The sequence below is a fragment of the Enterobacter sp. WP_7_1 genome (assembly GCF_003688535.1).
GTDB lineage: Bacteria > Pseudomonadota > Gammaproteobacteria > Enterobacterales > Enterobacteriaceae > Enterobacter > Enterobacter asburiae.
In genome coordinates this window covers 160,725-174,435 of sequence record NZ_REFK01000003.1, presented here as the reverse complement: position 1 = coordinate 174,435, position 13,711 = coordinate 160,725, and the positions used below count along the sequence as shown (strand labels likewise).

Here is a 13,711-nt window from a genome sequence, read left to right as displayed (position 1 = left end):
CGCTGGCTAAATTAGTAACTCATCCGACCACATAACAATAATTTTACACTGGAAGAGACTATGAGCCGCTACCCGTCGTTATTCGCCCCTCTCGATCTGGGGTTCACCACACTCAAAAACCGCGTGTTGATGGGCTCGATGCACACCGGGCTGGAGGAGCATCCGGACGGGGCCGAGCGTCTGGCAGCCTTCTATGCCGAGCGCGCCCGCCACGGGGTGGCGCTGATTGTCACCGGCGGCGTAGCCCCTGCGCCTTCCGGCGTGGGCATGGAGGGCGGCGCGGTCCTGAACGATGCGTCACAGCTGCCGCACCACCGCATTGTGACCGACGCGGTACACCGCGAGGGCGGTAAAATCGCCCTGCAAATCCTGCACACCGGACGCTACAGCTATCAGCCGAACCTGGTCGCACCGTCGGCCCTCCAGGCACCGATTAACCGTTTTAAACCTCACGCCCTCACCCATGACGAGATCCTCGCGCTGATCGACGACTTTGCCCGCTGCGCGGCGCTGGCCCGCGAGGCGGGCTACGACGGCGTGGAGGTGATGGGTTCAGAAGGCTATCTGATCAACGAGTTCCTCGCGGCCCGCACCAACCAGCGCGACGACGAATGGGGCGGCGACTATGCCCGCCGGATGCGCTTTGCCGTGGAGGTGGTGCGCGCGGTGCGCGAACGTGCGGGCGCAGACTTTATTATCGTCTTCCGCCTGTCGATGCTCGACCTGGTGGAAGGCGGCGGCACGTTCGACGAAACCGTGCAGCTGGCGCAGGCGATTGAAGCCGCAGGTGCCACGATTATCAACACCGGCATCGGCTGGCACGAAGCACGCATCCCGACCATCGCCACGCCGGTGCCGCGCGCGGCGTTCAGCTGGGTAACGCGCAGGCTGAAGGGCAAAGTGTCTGTTCCGCTGGTCACCACTAACCGCATTAACGATCCGCAGGTGGCGGACGATGTGATTTCGCGAGGCGACGCCGATATGGTGTCGATGGCGCGCCCGTTCCTGGCGGATGCCGAACTGCTCTCCAAAGCGCAAAGCGGCCGTGCGGATGAGATCAATACCTGCATCGGCTGTAACCAGGCTTGTCTGGATCAGATCTTCGTCGGCAAGGTCACCTCTTGCCTGGTTAACCCGCGCGCCTGCCATGAAACCAAAATGCCGGTCGTTCCGGCGGTGAATAAAAAACGCCTGGCCGTGGTGGGCGCTGGCCCGGCGGGCCTGGCGTTTGCGGTGAATGCCGCCTCGCGCGGGCACAGCGTGACGCTGTTTGATGCGCTGGCGGAGATTGGCGGGCAGTTTAATATCGCCAAACAGATCCCCGGCAAAGAGGAGTTCTATGAAACCCTGCGCTACTACCGCCGGATGATCGAGCTTACAGGCGTCGATCTGCGGCTTAACCAGTTTGTCAGCGCGGCGGATCTGATCGGTTTCGACGAGGTGATCCTGGCGAGCGGGATCGTACCGCGCCTGCCGGCGATCGAGGGTATCGATCATCCGAAGGTGTTGAGCTATCTGGATGTATTGCGTGACAAAACGCCAGTTGGCGAGAAGGTGGCGATTATCGGCTGCGGCGGGATCGGCTTTGATACCGCCATGTACTTAAGCCAGCCGGGCGAGGCCACCAGCCAGAACATTGCCGAGTTTTGCGTAGAATGGGGTATCGACACCAGCCTGAATCAGTCCGGCGGACTGCGCCCGGAAGGGCCGCAGCTGCCGAAAAGCCCGCGCCAGATCGTGATGCTGCAGCGTAAGGCCAGCAAGCCGGGCGAAGGGCTGGGCAAAACCACGGGCTGGATCCACCGTGCCACCCTACTCTCACGCGGGGTGAAGATGATCCCGGCGGTGAGCTATCAGAAGATCGACGACGAGGGTCTGCACGTCACAATCGGCGGCGAACCGCAGCTGCTGCGCGTGGATCATGTCATTTTATGTGCCGGTCAGGAGCCAAAGCGCGATCTGGCCGATCCGCTGCGCGAAGCCGGTAAAACGGTGCATTTGATCGGCGGGTGCGACGTGGCGATGGAGCTGGACGCGCGGCGGGCAATTGCGCAGGGGACGAAGTTGGCTCTGGCGATCTAGGACATTGCCGGGCGGTAGGGTAAAAGCAAAACGGCAACCCAGTTGCCGTTTTTAGTGTTTGCGCCCTCTCCCTGTGGGAGAGGGCATCAGGCCGTACATAACAATCTTACCGACGACGCCCCAGCTTCACCGCTTTCAGCACCACGAACTTGTTGTTCGTCGCAATGGTGACGCAGTTACCGAAAATCTTCTTCAGCTTGTGGAAATAGTCCAGGTGGCGGTTCGCCACGATGTACAGCTCGCCGTTAATTTTCAGGCAGCGGCGCGCGTGATGGAACATCTCCCACGCGACGTTATCCGTCAGGGCGTGCTTCTGGTGGAACGGCGGGTTGCAGAACACCGCGTTGAAGCGGAACGGCTCTACGCCGGACAGCGCGTTGTTGATCATAAACTCGCAGCGGTCCAGCGCTTCCGGCATGTTGGTTTCCACGTTCAGACGGCTGGAGGCCACCGCCATCGGCGACTCGTCGCTGAACACCACGCTGGCGTCCGGGTTCTTCGCCAGCAGCGTCAGGCCAATCACGCCGTTACCGCAGCCCAGATCGACAATCTCACCTTCCAGATTTTCCGGCAGATGTTCCATAAAGAAACGCGCCCCGATATCCAGACCGGTGCGGGAGAAGACGTTCGCGTGGTTGTGGATGGTCCAGTCGGTCCCTTCCAGCTTCCAGCTCAGGGTCTCCGGCGCGTCGGCCAGCTCTGGCGCGCTGAAGGTACAGTTGATCAGGCGCGCTTTTTTCCACGCCAGCGTGGTGGTGGTCGGGCCGAGGACCTTCTCGAACAGCTCCAGCGTTGAGGTGTGAATATCGCGCGCTTTTGCGCCCGCGATAATGCGCGTTTCAGGCGTCACGACCTTACGCAGCGCGCGAAGCTGTTGCTCCAGCAGCGCCATGGTTTTTGGCACTTTGATCAGCACCACGCCCGGCGCCTGCGGGTAATCCGCGGTGCTGTCGAGGAATTTCACGCTGGACTCTTCGATGTCGTTATGGCGCAGGTTTTCACGCGTCGCCAGCTCGCTCAGGTAGGAATCGCCGATGCTGTAAGGCGTGTGCTCCGCCAGGGCGCAGCCCAGCGCGCCAAAGGCGTCATTCAGGATCAAAACCGGGCCGCGGATTTCAGTCTCATCCAACTGCTGCAGCAGATATTCATCCGCCGCTTCCCACGCCATGAGCGGGTTAACGTCGTCCGTTTCCGGGAAACGTTTAAGGTTGAGTGAACGGAAACCGTTGTCTAAGTGGCTCATCGGCCCTCCTGAATGGTAAAATTTGGCGTATCCCTGAAAAGGGTGCGTGAGTATACCCGTTTTATTGTCGATTTGGGGCGTTGATGAACCAACTTACTTATCTCCAGGGCTATCCGGAGCATTTACTGACTCAGGTTCGCGGCCTGATTGCCGAGCAGAAGCTCGGCGCGGTGCTGGAAAAACGCTATCCCGGCACGCACGATTTCGCGACCGATAAGGCCCTCTGGCAGTATACGCAGGATCTGAAAAGCCAGTATTTGAAGAGCGCGCCGCCGATCAACAAGGTGATGTACGACAACAAGATCCACGTGCTGAAAAACGCGCTCGGTCTGCACACCGCCATCTCCCGCGTGCAGGGCGGCAAGCTGAAAGCGAAGGCCGAAATCCGCGTCGCGACGGTTTTCCGTAACGCGCCGGAGGCGTTTCTGCGGATGATCGTCGTCCACGAGCTGGCGCATTTGAAAGAGAAAGAGCACGACAAAGCGTTCTATTCACTTTGCTGCCACATGGAGCCGCAGTACCACCAGCTGGAGTTTGATACCCGCTTGTGGCTTACGCATTTATCGTTAAATGGTAATGCGGAATAGCGCACGCGAATTGTCATGATGACGTGCTACAGTGGCTAAAGGTTCCCCGCTACGGAGTACGTAAACGTTTATGATACGTTTCGCAGTCATTGGAACGAACTGGATCACACGCCAGTTCGTCGACGCCGCCCACGAAACCGGCAAACTTAAACTTACCGCAGTCTATTCCCGCAGCCTTGAGCAGGCGCAGAGTTTTGCTAACGACTACCTCGTTGAGCATCTCTTCACTTCGCTTGATGAGATGGCGCAAAGCGACGCCATTGACGCGGTGTATATCGCCAGCCCGAACTCCCTGCACTTCCCGCAGACAAAGCTGTTCCTCAGCCATAAAAAGCATGTGATTTGCGAGAAGCCGCTGGCGTCAAATATCCAGGAAGTGGAAGCGGCCATTGCGCTTGCCCGCGAAAACCAGGTGGTGCTGTTCGAAGCGTTCAAAACCGCCAGCCTGCCGAATTTCCTGCTGCTGCAGCAGTCTCTGCCGAAAATTGGCAAAGTGCGTAAAGCCTTTATCAACTACTGCCAGTACTCGTCGCGCTACCAGCGTTATCTGGACGGCGAGAACCCGAACACCTTTAATCCGGCCTTCTCGAACGGCTCGATTATGGATATCGGTTTCTACTGCCTGGCCTCCGCCGTGGCCCTGTGGGGCGAGCCGCACGGCGTCAGCGCCACCGCCAGCCTGCTGGAGAGCGGCGTGGATGCGCACGGTGTAGCGGTGCTGGACTACGGTGATTTCAGCGTCACGCTGCAGCACTCCAAGGTGAGCGATTCCGTGCTGCCGAGCGAAATTCAGGGCGAAGCGGGCTCGCTGGTTATCGAGAAGATCTCCGAGAGCCAGAAAGTGAGCTTTGTGCCGCGCGGCGGCAAAGCGCAGGAGCTGACGCAGCCTCAGCATATTAACACTATGCTCTATGAGGCAGAGGTCTTCGCCCGTCTGGTGGAAGACAATGAAGTGAATCACCCTGGCCTCGCGGTGAGCCGCACCACGGCGAAGCTGCAAACGGAGATCCGCCGCCAGACCGGCGTGGTGTTCCCGGCAGACGGCGTCAGCGCGGAAGTTATCGCGTAAAGCTGTGTAATGAAACGGCGCAGACCATTGACGAAACCAATGGTCTGACATATTTTGTTACCTGCAAAGGGGAGTAACTTCTTCGCCGGTGGATCGTCATTACGATGCGTTAAACACGCATCCGGTCGCCGGGCAACCTTCGTGGTTGTAAGTGAGACCTTGCCGGAAGGCGAGGTCTATGCATAAAAAGCTAACGGCTATCGTCTTCTGACCATGGCCGTTTTTGTTTTTTATGTGTAAGGAAAATAGTATGCATTCTGTCGGCACTCCAATGTTGTGGGGCGGATTCGCGGTTGTCGTGCTCATCATGCTGGCGATCGACCTCTTTTTGCAGGGCCGTCGCGGCGCGCACGGCATGAGCATCAAACAGGCTGCGGCCTGGTCTCTGGTATGGGTCACCCTCTCCCTGCTGTTCTGTGCCGCCTTCTGGTGGTACCTGGCCTCGACCGAAGGCCGCGCGGTGGCCGACCCTCAGGCGCTCGCCTTCCTCACCGGTTATCTGATTGAAAAAGCCCTGGCGGTTGATAACGTCTTCGTCTGGCTGATGCTGTTCAGCTACTTTGCCGTGCCTGCTGCCCTGCAGCGACGCGTGCTGGTCTACGGCGTGCTGGGCGCGATTATCCTGCGTACCATCATGATCTTCGCCGGCAGCTGGCTGATTACCCAGTTCGAATGGCTGCTGTACGTCTTTGGCGCGTTCCTGCTGTTCACCGGGGTCAAAATGGCGCTGGCGAAAGAAGACGGCTCCGCGATTGGCGATCGCCCGCTGGTGAAGTGGATCCGTGGGCATCTGCGCATGACCGACAAGATTGAGAGTGAGCACTTCTTCGTGCGCAAGAACGACCTGCTGTTTGCCACTCCGCTGCTGCTGGTACTGATTCTGGTTGAGCTGAGCGACGTGATTTTCGCGGTGGACAGCATTCCGGCGATCTTCGCGGTGACCACCGACCCGTTCATCGTCCTGACCTCAAACCTGTTCGCCATTCTCGGCCTGCGTGCGATGTACTTCCTGCTGGCAGGCGCGGCGGAGCGCTTCTCGATGCTGAAGTACGGTCTGTCGGTGATCCTGGTCTTTATCGGTATCAAGATGCTGATCGTCGATTTCTACCATATCCCGATCGCCATTTCGCTCGGCGTGGTGTTTGGCATTCTGATCGTGACGCTAATTATCAATACCTGGGTTAACCGCCAGCACGATAAGAAGCAGCAGGTGGAATAAAGCGTTCGGTGCGGGCTGATGCCCTCACCCCGACCCTCTCCCACAGGGAGAGGGGGAAATGCAGTGTAGGCCGGGTAAGCGTAGCGCCACCCGGCACTTTCGTTAACCAATAGTTAAAAAACATGACGCAACACGTAAAATCCAGCATTTTACGCTTCCCTCCTTTCGCGCATTCCCTATACTCGACCAGGCAAACATTTACTTACATCCGGACATAAATGTGACTAAGAGCACATCCGGGATGGAACGCAATTTCACTCAGGAAATACGTATGAGCACACAATCAAGCGGTCTGTTCGCGCGCCTGGCGCAGGGCAGCCTCGTTAAACAAATTCTGGTCGGGCTGGTGCTGGGTATTCTGCTGGCGATGGTGTCAAAACCTGCTGCGGAGGCCACGGGGCTGCTCGGGACCCTTTTCGTTGGCGCACTGAAGGCCGTCGCACCGGTACTGGTTCTGATGCTGGTTATGGCGTCAATTGCCAACCACCAGCACGGACAAAAAACCAACATTCGCCCCATTCTGTTCCTTTATCTGCTGGGAACCTTCTCGGCTGCCTTAACGGCCGTGGTGTTTAGCTTCCTGTTCCCGTCCACGCTGCACCTGACCAGCGCGGCCGGTGACATCACGCCGCCATCCGGCATTGTCGAAGTGCTTCGCGGCCTGCTGATGAGCATGGTTTCTAACCCCATCACCGCGCTGATGAGCGGAAACTACATTGGCATCCTGGTCTGGGCGATTGGTCTGGGCTTCGCGCTGCGTCACGGTAACGACACCACGAAAAACCTGGTCAACGATCTGTCCAACGCCGTGACCTTTATGGTGAAGCTGGTGATTCGCTTTGCGCCAATCGGGATTTTCGGGCTGGTCTCCTCTACGCTTGCAACCACCGGTTTCGACGCGCTGTGGGGCTACGCGCAGCTGCTGGTTGTGCTGGTCGGCTGTATGCTGCTGGTGGCGCTGGTGATCAACCCCCTGCTGGTGTTCTGGCAGATCCGCCGCAACCCGTATCCGCTGGTGCTGACCTGCCTGCGCGAGAGCGGCGTATATGCTTTCTTCACCCGCAGCTCTGCGGCGAACATTCCGGTTAATATGGCGCTGGCGGAGAAGCTGAACCTGGACCGCGATACCTATTCCGTGTCGATCCCGCTGGGTGCAACCGTGAACATGGCGGGCGCGGCAATCACCATTACCGTGCTGACCCTGGCGGCAGTGCATACGCTGGGCATTCCGGTGGATCTGCCAACCGCGCTGCTGCTGAGCGTCGTGGCGTCACTGTGTGCCTGTGGCGCATCCGGCGTGGCGGGCGGTTCGCTACTGCTGATCCCGCTAGCGTGTAATATGTTCGGCATCCCGAACGAGATTGCGATGCAGGTTGTGGCCGTCGGCTTTATCATCGGCGTGCTGCAGGACTCCTGCGAAACCGCGCTGAACTCCTCTACCGACGTGCTGTTTACCGCAGCGGCCTGTCAGGCGGAAGACGCGCGTTTAGCGAAGAACGCCCTGCGCAGTTAACAATAAAAGCCCGGTGGCGGCTACGCCTTACCGGGCCTACAGGGTAAACTAAAAACGGCAACCAACGGTTGCCGTTTTTAGTTTTTGTACCCTCTCCCCGTGGGAGAGGTCCAGGGTGAGGGCATCAGGCCGCACCGATTAAAGCGTCACACCACTCTTAAAGATCGCCAGCTCGCGGAAGTCGTTCTTCTCGTTACAGGTCTGCTTGCCGTTAGCAAATTCCACGATAGTGTCCACGAACTCCGTCAGCAGCTGCGGCATGGCTTTGCCGTGAATCAGCTGGCCCGCATCAAAGTCGATCCAGTGCTTTTTCTTCGCCGCCAGCTCGCTGTTGGTGGCGATTTTCACCGTCGGCACAAAACCACCGTAAGGCGTACCGCGACCGGTACTGAACAGCACCATATGGCAGCCGGCACCCGCCAGCGCGCTGGTGGCGACCGCATCGTTGCCCGGTGCGCTCAGCAGGTTCAGACCGTGGGTTTTCAGGCGCTCGCCGTAGCGCAGCACGTCAACCACCTGGCTCGCGCCCGCTTTCTGAGTGCAGCCGAGGGATTTCTCTTCCAGCGTAGTGATCCCGCCCGCTTTGTTGCCCGGCGACGGGTTCTCGTAAATCGGCTGATTGTGGGCGATAAAATACTGTTTGAAGTCGTTCACCATGGTGACGGTCTTCTCAAACGTCTCTTCGTCGCGGCAGTGGCTCATCAGAATACGCTCCGCGCCGAACATTTCCGGCACTTCGGTCAGTACCGTCGTGCCGCCGTTGGCAATCACGTAATCCGAGAAGCGGCCCAGCATCGGGTTGGCGGTAATGCCGGAAAGGCCATCTGACCCGCCGCACTCCAGCCCAAACTTCAGCTCGCTCAGCTTGCCCGGCTCGCGCCTGTCATGGCGCATCACCTCATAAAGCTGGTGAAGCTGTTCAACGCCCGCTTCCACTTCGTCGTCCTGATGCTGGCACACCATAAAATGCACGCGCTCAGGATCGAACTCGCCCAGCGTGTCGCGGAAGGCGTCCACCTGGTTGTTCTCGCAGCCCAGGCCAATCACCAGCACCGCGCCCGCGTTCGGGTGGCGCACCATGTTTTGCAGCATGGTGCGGGTATTGATGTGATCGTCACCGAGCTGGGAACAGCCGTAAGTGTGGCTGAACAGATGCACGCCGTCAGTCCCTTCGGCATCGTTGGTCTCTTTCAGAAAACGCGTCTGGATCTGACGCGCAATTCCGTTCACGCAGCCGACGGTCGGGAGGATCCACAGCTCGTTGCGGATCCCCACGTCGCCGCTGGCGCGACGATAGATCTGCACCTCACGATCTGCCGCCTGCCCGGCTTCCGCCTGGAAATCAGGTTGATAGCTGTACTCGTCCAGATCGCTCAGATTGGTGCGGGTATTGTGGGAGTGAATATATTCACCCGGCGCAATATCCGCCAGCGCATGACCGATGGGCAAACCGTACTTCACCACGTTCTCCCCTTTCGCAATGGGGATCAGGGCAAACTTGTGTCCACGAACGATCGCCTGACGCAGGGTGACGCTCTGGTTATCAACGGTCACCACGTCGCCTTCACCGAGATCCGTCAGCGCGACGGCCACATTATCCAGCGAATGGATTTTGATGTATTGCATATCAACCTCAAACGGCCTTAGTTCAGTTCAATGGCGAAGTAGTCACGCGCATTGTTAAAGCAGATGTTTCTCACCATTTCGCCCAGCAGCTGTATATCCGCTGGCGCTTCACCTGCGTGCACCCAGCGGCCAATCATCTGGCACAGAATGCGGCGGAAATATTCATGACGGGTATAGGACAGGAAGCTGCGGCTGTCGGTCAGCATGCCGACAAAGCGGCTCAGCAGACCCAGCTGCGCCAGCTGCGTCATTTGACGTTCCATGCCGTCCTTCTGATCGTTGAACCACCAGCCGGAACCGAACTGCATCTTGCCCGGCATCCCTTCGCCCTGGAAGTTGCCGACCATGGTACCCAGCACTTCGTTATCGCGCGGGTTCAGGCAGTACAGGATGGTTTTTGGCAGCAGGTTTTGTTCGTTCTGTTTGCTCAGCAGTTTGGACAGCTCTTCCGCCAGCGGACGGTCGTTGATGGAGTCGAAGCCCACATCCGCACCGATCAGTTTGAACTGGCGCTGGTTGTTATTGCGCAGCGCGCCGATATGGTACTGCTGTACCCAGCCGCGACGCGCGTATTCCGCACCGAGGAATACCAGCACCGCCGTTTTAAACTGCGCCACTTCGTGCTCGCTTAAGCCTTCGCCGGAGAGACGACGCGCCAGAATGCTGTCCAGCTCGGCTTCGTTTGATTCCGCAAACAGCACCACGTCCAGCGCGTGGTCAGACACTTTACAGCCGTGCGCCGCAAAGTGATCCAGGCGTTTGGTCAGCGCGGTTTGCAGATCAGCGAAACGACGGATGTCGGTATCCGACACTTCCGCCAGCTTCGCCATGTAGTCGGTGAAGGTGGCCTGCTCAATGTTGAAGGCTTTGTCCGGGCGCCAGCTTGGCAGCACTTTGATATCAAAAGAGGTGTCTTTGGCGACAACGGCATGATGTTCCAGGGAGTCGATCGGATCGTCGGTAGTGCCCACCATCTTCACGTTCATCTGCTTCATGATGCCGCGCGCGGAGAAGTTATCCTGCGCCAGCAGCGCGTTGCAGCGATCCCAGATTTCATCCGCGGTCGTTGGGGAGAGCAACTTGCCGGTGATGCCAAACGGACGGCGGAGCTCAAGATGGGTCCAGTGGTAGAGCGGGTTGCCGATGGTGTGCGGAACGGTCGCCGCCCAGGCGTCAAATTTCTCGCGGTCGGTCGCATCGCCGGTACACAGGCGCTCAGCCACACCGTTGGTGCGCATGGCGCGCCATTTGTAGTGGTCACCCTTCAGCCAGATGTCATACAGGTTTTTGAAGCGATAATTTTCGGCAACCTGCTGCGGCGGTAAATGGCAGTGGTAGTCGAAAATCGGCTGGTCTTTTGCGTAGTCGTGGTACAGGCGGCGAGCAAATTCGGTATCTAACAGAAAATCTTCGGTCATAAACGGCGTCATTATCGTCTTCCTCATTACGGGAGCGCAGAAAGCGTATGTTCATATGCTGCAAAGTTATCACACCAATTTCCACCAACCGAAGCTTTTTTCGTGAGTGAGATCAATAAACGCCAACAAATAAATTACCCTCAATGGAGTAAACCCTTCTGCAACCCCCGCCAGTACTGGCTTTGCGCGCAACAGATAATGTCCCCACAAAGAATCATACATTTGTGATGTCACTCACCTTTTAAAGTTGTATGACAAGTTATCTTTTCGCCGTCGCAAACTATAAGCCGACGGAATGCATTACCGGTGTGAGAGACATCGGGTTTAACGGTACGGATACCGACTTATGCACGCTTACTTATGGCAAGGTTCGGGCCGTTCCGGGACATGCTCCTGGTTACGCCCCTCCCGTTACACAACTGCTCCCGGAAACGGTTGAGAGGTTGCCGTGCTCTGGCGCGGAAATAACATAACGATGAGGTTTTAGATGCGTAAAATTAAAGGGTTACGTTGGTATATGATCGCGCTGGTGACGTTAGGCACCGTGCTGGGCTACCTGACGCGTAACACCGTGGCAGCAGCAGCGCCAACGTTGATGGAAGAGCTGCATATCTCCACGCAGCAATACTCCTACATCATTGCCGCCTATTCCGCGGCTTATACCATCATGCAGCCTGTTGCTGGCTATGTGCTGGACATTCTCGGTACCAAAATCGGTTATGCCTTCTTCGCCATCGCCTGGGCGGTGTTCTGCGGCGCAACCGCGCTGGCAGGCAGCTGGGGTGGACTGGCGCTGGCGCGCGGTGCGGTCGGTGCGGCTGAAGCCGCGATGATCCCGGCGGGCCTGAAGGCCAGCTCCGAGTGGTTCCCGGCGAAAGAGCGCTCCATTGCGGTCGGCTACTTCAATGTGGGCTCGTCCATCGGGGCAATGATAGCGCCGCCGCTGGTGGTGTGGGCTATCGTGATGCACAGCTGGCAGATGGCGTTCATCATCTCAGGCGTGCTGAGCTTTGCCTGGGCGATGGCGTGGCTGGTTTTCTATAAACACCCGCGCGATCAGAAAAAACTCTCCGAAGAAGAACGTGAATACATCATTGGCGGTCAGGAAGCACAGCATCAGACCAACAACGGCAAAAAAATGACCGTCTGGCAGATCCTGGGCACCCGTCAGTTCTGGGGTATCGCCCTGCCGCGTTTCCTGGCTGAACCAGCCTGGGGTACCTTTAACGCGTGGATCCCCCTGTTCATGTTTAAAGTTTACGGCTTTAACCTGAAAGAGATCGCGATGTTCGCCTGGATGCCAATGCTGTTCGCTGACCTGGGCTGTATCGTGGGCGGCTACCTGCCACCGCTGTTCCAGCGCTGGTTTGGCGTGAACCTGATCGTTTCCCGTAAGATGGTGGTGACCATGGGCGCACTGCTGATGATCGGCCCAGGCATGATCGGCCTGTTCACCAGCCCGTACATCGCCATTGCCCTGCTGTGCATCGGTGGCTTTGCGCACCAGTCCCTGTCCGGCGCGCTGATTACGCTCTCGTCTGACGTCTTTGGTCGTAACGAAGTGGCAACCGCCAACGGTCTGACCGGCATGGCCGCCTGGACCGCGAGTACGATGTTCGCACTGGTGGTCGGCGCACTGGCGGATACCATCGGCTTCAGCCCGCTGTTCGCGGTGCTGGCGATCTTCGACCTGATGGGTGCGGTGGTTATCTGGACGGTGCTGAAAAGCAAATCGGCAGAGGAGCTGGCGAAAGAGTCCATCGGCAAACCGGCTACGCAGAGTTAGCAAAAATACGTTTCACCTAAGCCGCCCTCGGGCGGCTTTTTTAATGGCAAAATCTGGAGAGTGGCACGCAAAAGTGGTATAACAAATCATCTGCCGTACCCTGCCTGGAGCGCATATGGAAATCACCGAACCACGTCGTTTATATCAACAACTTGCTGCGGAGCTGAAAGATCGCATCGAGCAAGGGGTCTATCTTGTCGGTGATAAACTTCCCGCCGAGCGCTTTATCGCGGATGAAAAAAGCGTGAGCCGCACCGTGGTGCGTGAAGCAATTATCATGCTGGAAGTGGAAGGCTACGTTGAGGTACGCAAAGGCTCCGGCATTCACGTGATTTCTAATCTGCCGAAACACTCTCCCGTCGCGGACGAAAGTCTGGAATTCGCCAGCTATGGCCCGTTTGAGCTGCTCCAGGCTCGCCAGCTGATTGAAAGCAATATTGCAGAGTTTGCGGCGACGCAGGTGACCAAGCAGGACATCATGAAGCTGATGGAGATCCAGGAGAATGCCCGTAAGGAAAAATGTTTCCGCGATTCAGAGTGGGATCTTCAGTTCCACGTTCAGGTCGCTCTGGCAACCCAAAATACAGCGCTGGCGGCAATCGTTGAAAAAATGTGGACTCAGCGCGTTCACAACCCGTACTGGAAAAAACTGCACGACCATATCGATTCCCGTACCGTCGACAACTGGTGCGACGATCACGACCAAATCCTTAAGGCGCTGATTCGTAAAGATCCGCATGCCGCTAAGCTGGCGATGTGGCAGCACCTGGAAAACACCAAGCAGATGCTGTTCAACGAAACCAGCGATGACTTCGAATTTAACGCTGACCGCTATCTTTTTGCCGATAATCCGGTTGTTCATCTCGATACGGCTTCCAGTGCCGCAAAATAGATGACCTTTCTGCTGGCAGGCGCTACGTCGCGCCTTCCGGCTTACATGGGTAAGCAAAACATATATAGTGTCAGCCTTTGTAAATCCCCTCGCTCACTTCCTGGGCTTACGCCAAAATCAACTCAACCCTGCAAATTCTGTGACGCAGAACGTTGGGCTTTGTTACAATTGGATTCAATTCCTTATTTTGTAAGTTAGTGCTTGCTAACCAGCCAATTAACAGGGAACAGTGTTGGCCACACCGCAATGTGTCCGCGAGCGACCATAATGAAATCA

The 13,711-nt window shown here is 57.6% G+C and carries 10 protein-coding genes; 7 read left to right on the top strand and 3 right to left on the bottom strand.

Annotated elements, in window-relative coordinates:
* The first annotated feature begins 60 nt into the window (after nucleotides 1–60).
* Complete coding sequence (locus tag BJ885_RS13975; protein WP_121932148.1) at nucleotides 61–2,082, top strand: NADPH-dependent 2,4-dienoyl-CoA reductase; 2,022 nt, start codon at nucleotides 61–63, stop codon at nucleotides 2,080–2,082.
* A 106-nt stretch (nucleotides 2,083–2,188) separates the two neighbouring features.
* Here the strand turns inward: BJ885_RS13975 and rlmG are convergent, their stop codons facing one another.
* Nucleotides 2,189–3,325 carry a 23S rRNA (guanine(1835)-N(2))-methyltransferase RlmG gene (gene rlmG, locus BJ885_RS13970; RefSeq protein WP_023333530.1) on the bottom strand — a complete coding sequence of 379 codons (1,137 nt, stop codon included), beginning with the start codon at nucleotides 3,323–3,325 and terminating at the stop codon, nucleotides 2,189–2,191.
* A gap of 83 nt (nucleotides 3,326–3,408) precedes the next feature.
* Here rlmG and BJ885_RS13965 point away from each other — a divergent pair, with 83 nt between their 5' ends.
* The 4 genes from BJ885_RS13965 (at nucleotide 3,409) to sstT (ending at nucleotide 7,713) form a co-directional block, all read left to right on the top strand.
* On the top strand, nucleotides 3,409–3,912 hold the full coding sequence (locus BJ885_RS13965) for a YgjP-like metallopeptidase domain-containing protein (protein WP_121932147.1): 504 nt from the start codon (nucleotides 3,409–3,411) through the stop codon (nucleotides 3,910–3,912).
* A 70-nt stretch (nucleotides 3,913–3,982) separates the two neighbouring features.
* Nucleotides 3,983–4,981 (top strand): Gfo/Idh/MocA family protein, encoded by a 999-nt coding sequence (locus tag BJ885_RS13960; protein WP_121932146.1) that lies wholly within the window; start codon nucleotides 3,983–3,985, stop codon nucleotides 4,979–4,981.
* A gap of 250 nt (nucleotides 4,982–5,231) precedes the next feature.
* Nucleotides 5,232–6,200, top strand: a complete 969-nt coding sequence (locus BJ885_RS13955; RefSeq protein ID WP_121932145.1) for a TerC family protein — start codon at nucleotides 5,232–5,234, stop codon at nucleotides 6,198–6,200.
* A 271-nt stretch (nucleotides 6,201–6,471) separates the two neighbouring features.
* Nucleotides 6,472–7,713, top strand: a complete 1,242-nt coding sequence (gene sstT / locus BJ885_RS13950) for a serine/threonine transporter SstT (protein ID WP_029739668.1) — start codon at nucleotides 6,472–6,474, stop codon at nucleotides 7,711–7,713.
* A gap of 138 nt (nucleotides 7,714–7,851) precedes the next feature.
* Here the strand turns inward: sstT and BJ885_RS13945 are convergent, their stop codons facing one another.
* Nucleotides 7,852–9,339 carry a UxaA family hydrolase gene (locus BJ885_RS13945; RefSeq protein WP_121932144.1) on the bottom strand — a complete coding sequence of 496 codons (1,488 nt, stop codon included), beginning with the start codon at nucleotides 9,337–9,339 and terminating at the stop codon, nucleotides 7,852–7,854.
* A 17-nt stretch (nucleotides 9,340–9,356) separates the two neighbouring features.
* The gene (uxaC, locus tag BJ885_RS13940; protein WP_029739666.1) at nucleotides 9,357–10,769 is read right to left on the bottom strand and encodes a glucuronate isomerase; all 1,413 of its coding nucleotides are present in this window, start codon (nucleotides 10,767–10,769) and stop codon (nucleotides 9,357–9,359) included.
* Nucleotides 10,770–11,244: 475 nt separating this feature from the next.
* On the opposite strand from uxaC, the gene BJ885_RS13935 reads away from it, so the two are divergent.
* Complete coding sequence (locus BJ885_RS13935; protein ID WP_121932143.1) at nucleotides 11,245–12,543, top strand: MFS transporter; 1,299 nt, start codon at nucleotides 11,245–11,247, stop codon at nucleotides 12,541–12,543.
* Nucleotides 12,544–12,658: 115 nt separating this feature from the next.
* The gene (exuR, locus tag BJ885_RS13930; RefSeq protein WP_023309288.1) at nucleotides 12,659–13,435 is read left to right on the top strand and encodes a transcriptional regulator ExuR; all 777 of its coding nucleotides are present in this window, start codon (nucleotides 12,659–12,661) and stop codon (nucleotides 13,433–13,435) included.
* The last annotated feature ends 276 nt before the right edge of the window (nucleotides 13,436–13,711 follow it).

Coding starts and splice junctions, on each gene's coding strand:
- BJ885_RS13975 (WP_121932148.1), top strand. CDS start 61: ATGAGCCGCTACCCGTCGTTATTCGCCCCTCTCGATCTGGGGTTCACC.
- rlmG (WP_023333530.1), bottom strand. CDS start 3,325: ATGAGCCACTTAGACAACGGTTTCCGTTCACTCAACCTTAAACGTTTC.
- BJ885_RS13965 (WP_121932147.1), top strand. CDS start 3,409: ATGAACCAACTTACTTATCTCCAGGGCTATCCGGAGCATTTACTGACT.
- BJ885_RS13960 (WP_121932146.1), top strand. CDS start 3,983: ATGATACGTTTCGCAGTCATTGGAACGAACTGGATCACACGCCAGTTC.
- BJ885_RS13955 (WP_121932145.1), top strand. CDS start 5,232: ATGCATTCTGTCGGCACTCCAATGTTGTGGGGCGGATTCGCGGTTGTC.
- sstT (WP_029739668.1), top strand. CDS start 6,472: ATGAGCACACAATCAAGCGGTCTGTTCGCGCGCCTGGCGCAGGGCAGC.
- BJ885_RS13945 (WP_121932144.1), bottom strand. CDS start 9,339: ATGCAATACATCAAAATCCATTCGCTGGATAATGTGGCCGTCGCGCTG.
- uxaC (WP_029739666.1), bottom strand. CDS start 10,769: ATGACGCCGTTTATGACCGAAGATTTTCTGTTAGATACCGAATTTGCT.
- BJ885_RS13935 (WP_121932143.1), top strand. CDS start 11,245: ATGCGTAAAATTAAAGGGTTACGTTGGTATATGATCGCGCTGGTGACG.
- exuR (WP_023309288.1), top strand. CDS start 12,659: ATGGAAATCACCGAACCACGTCGTTTATATCAACAACTTGCTGCGGAG.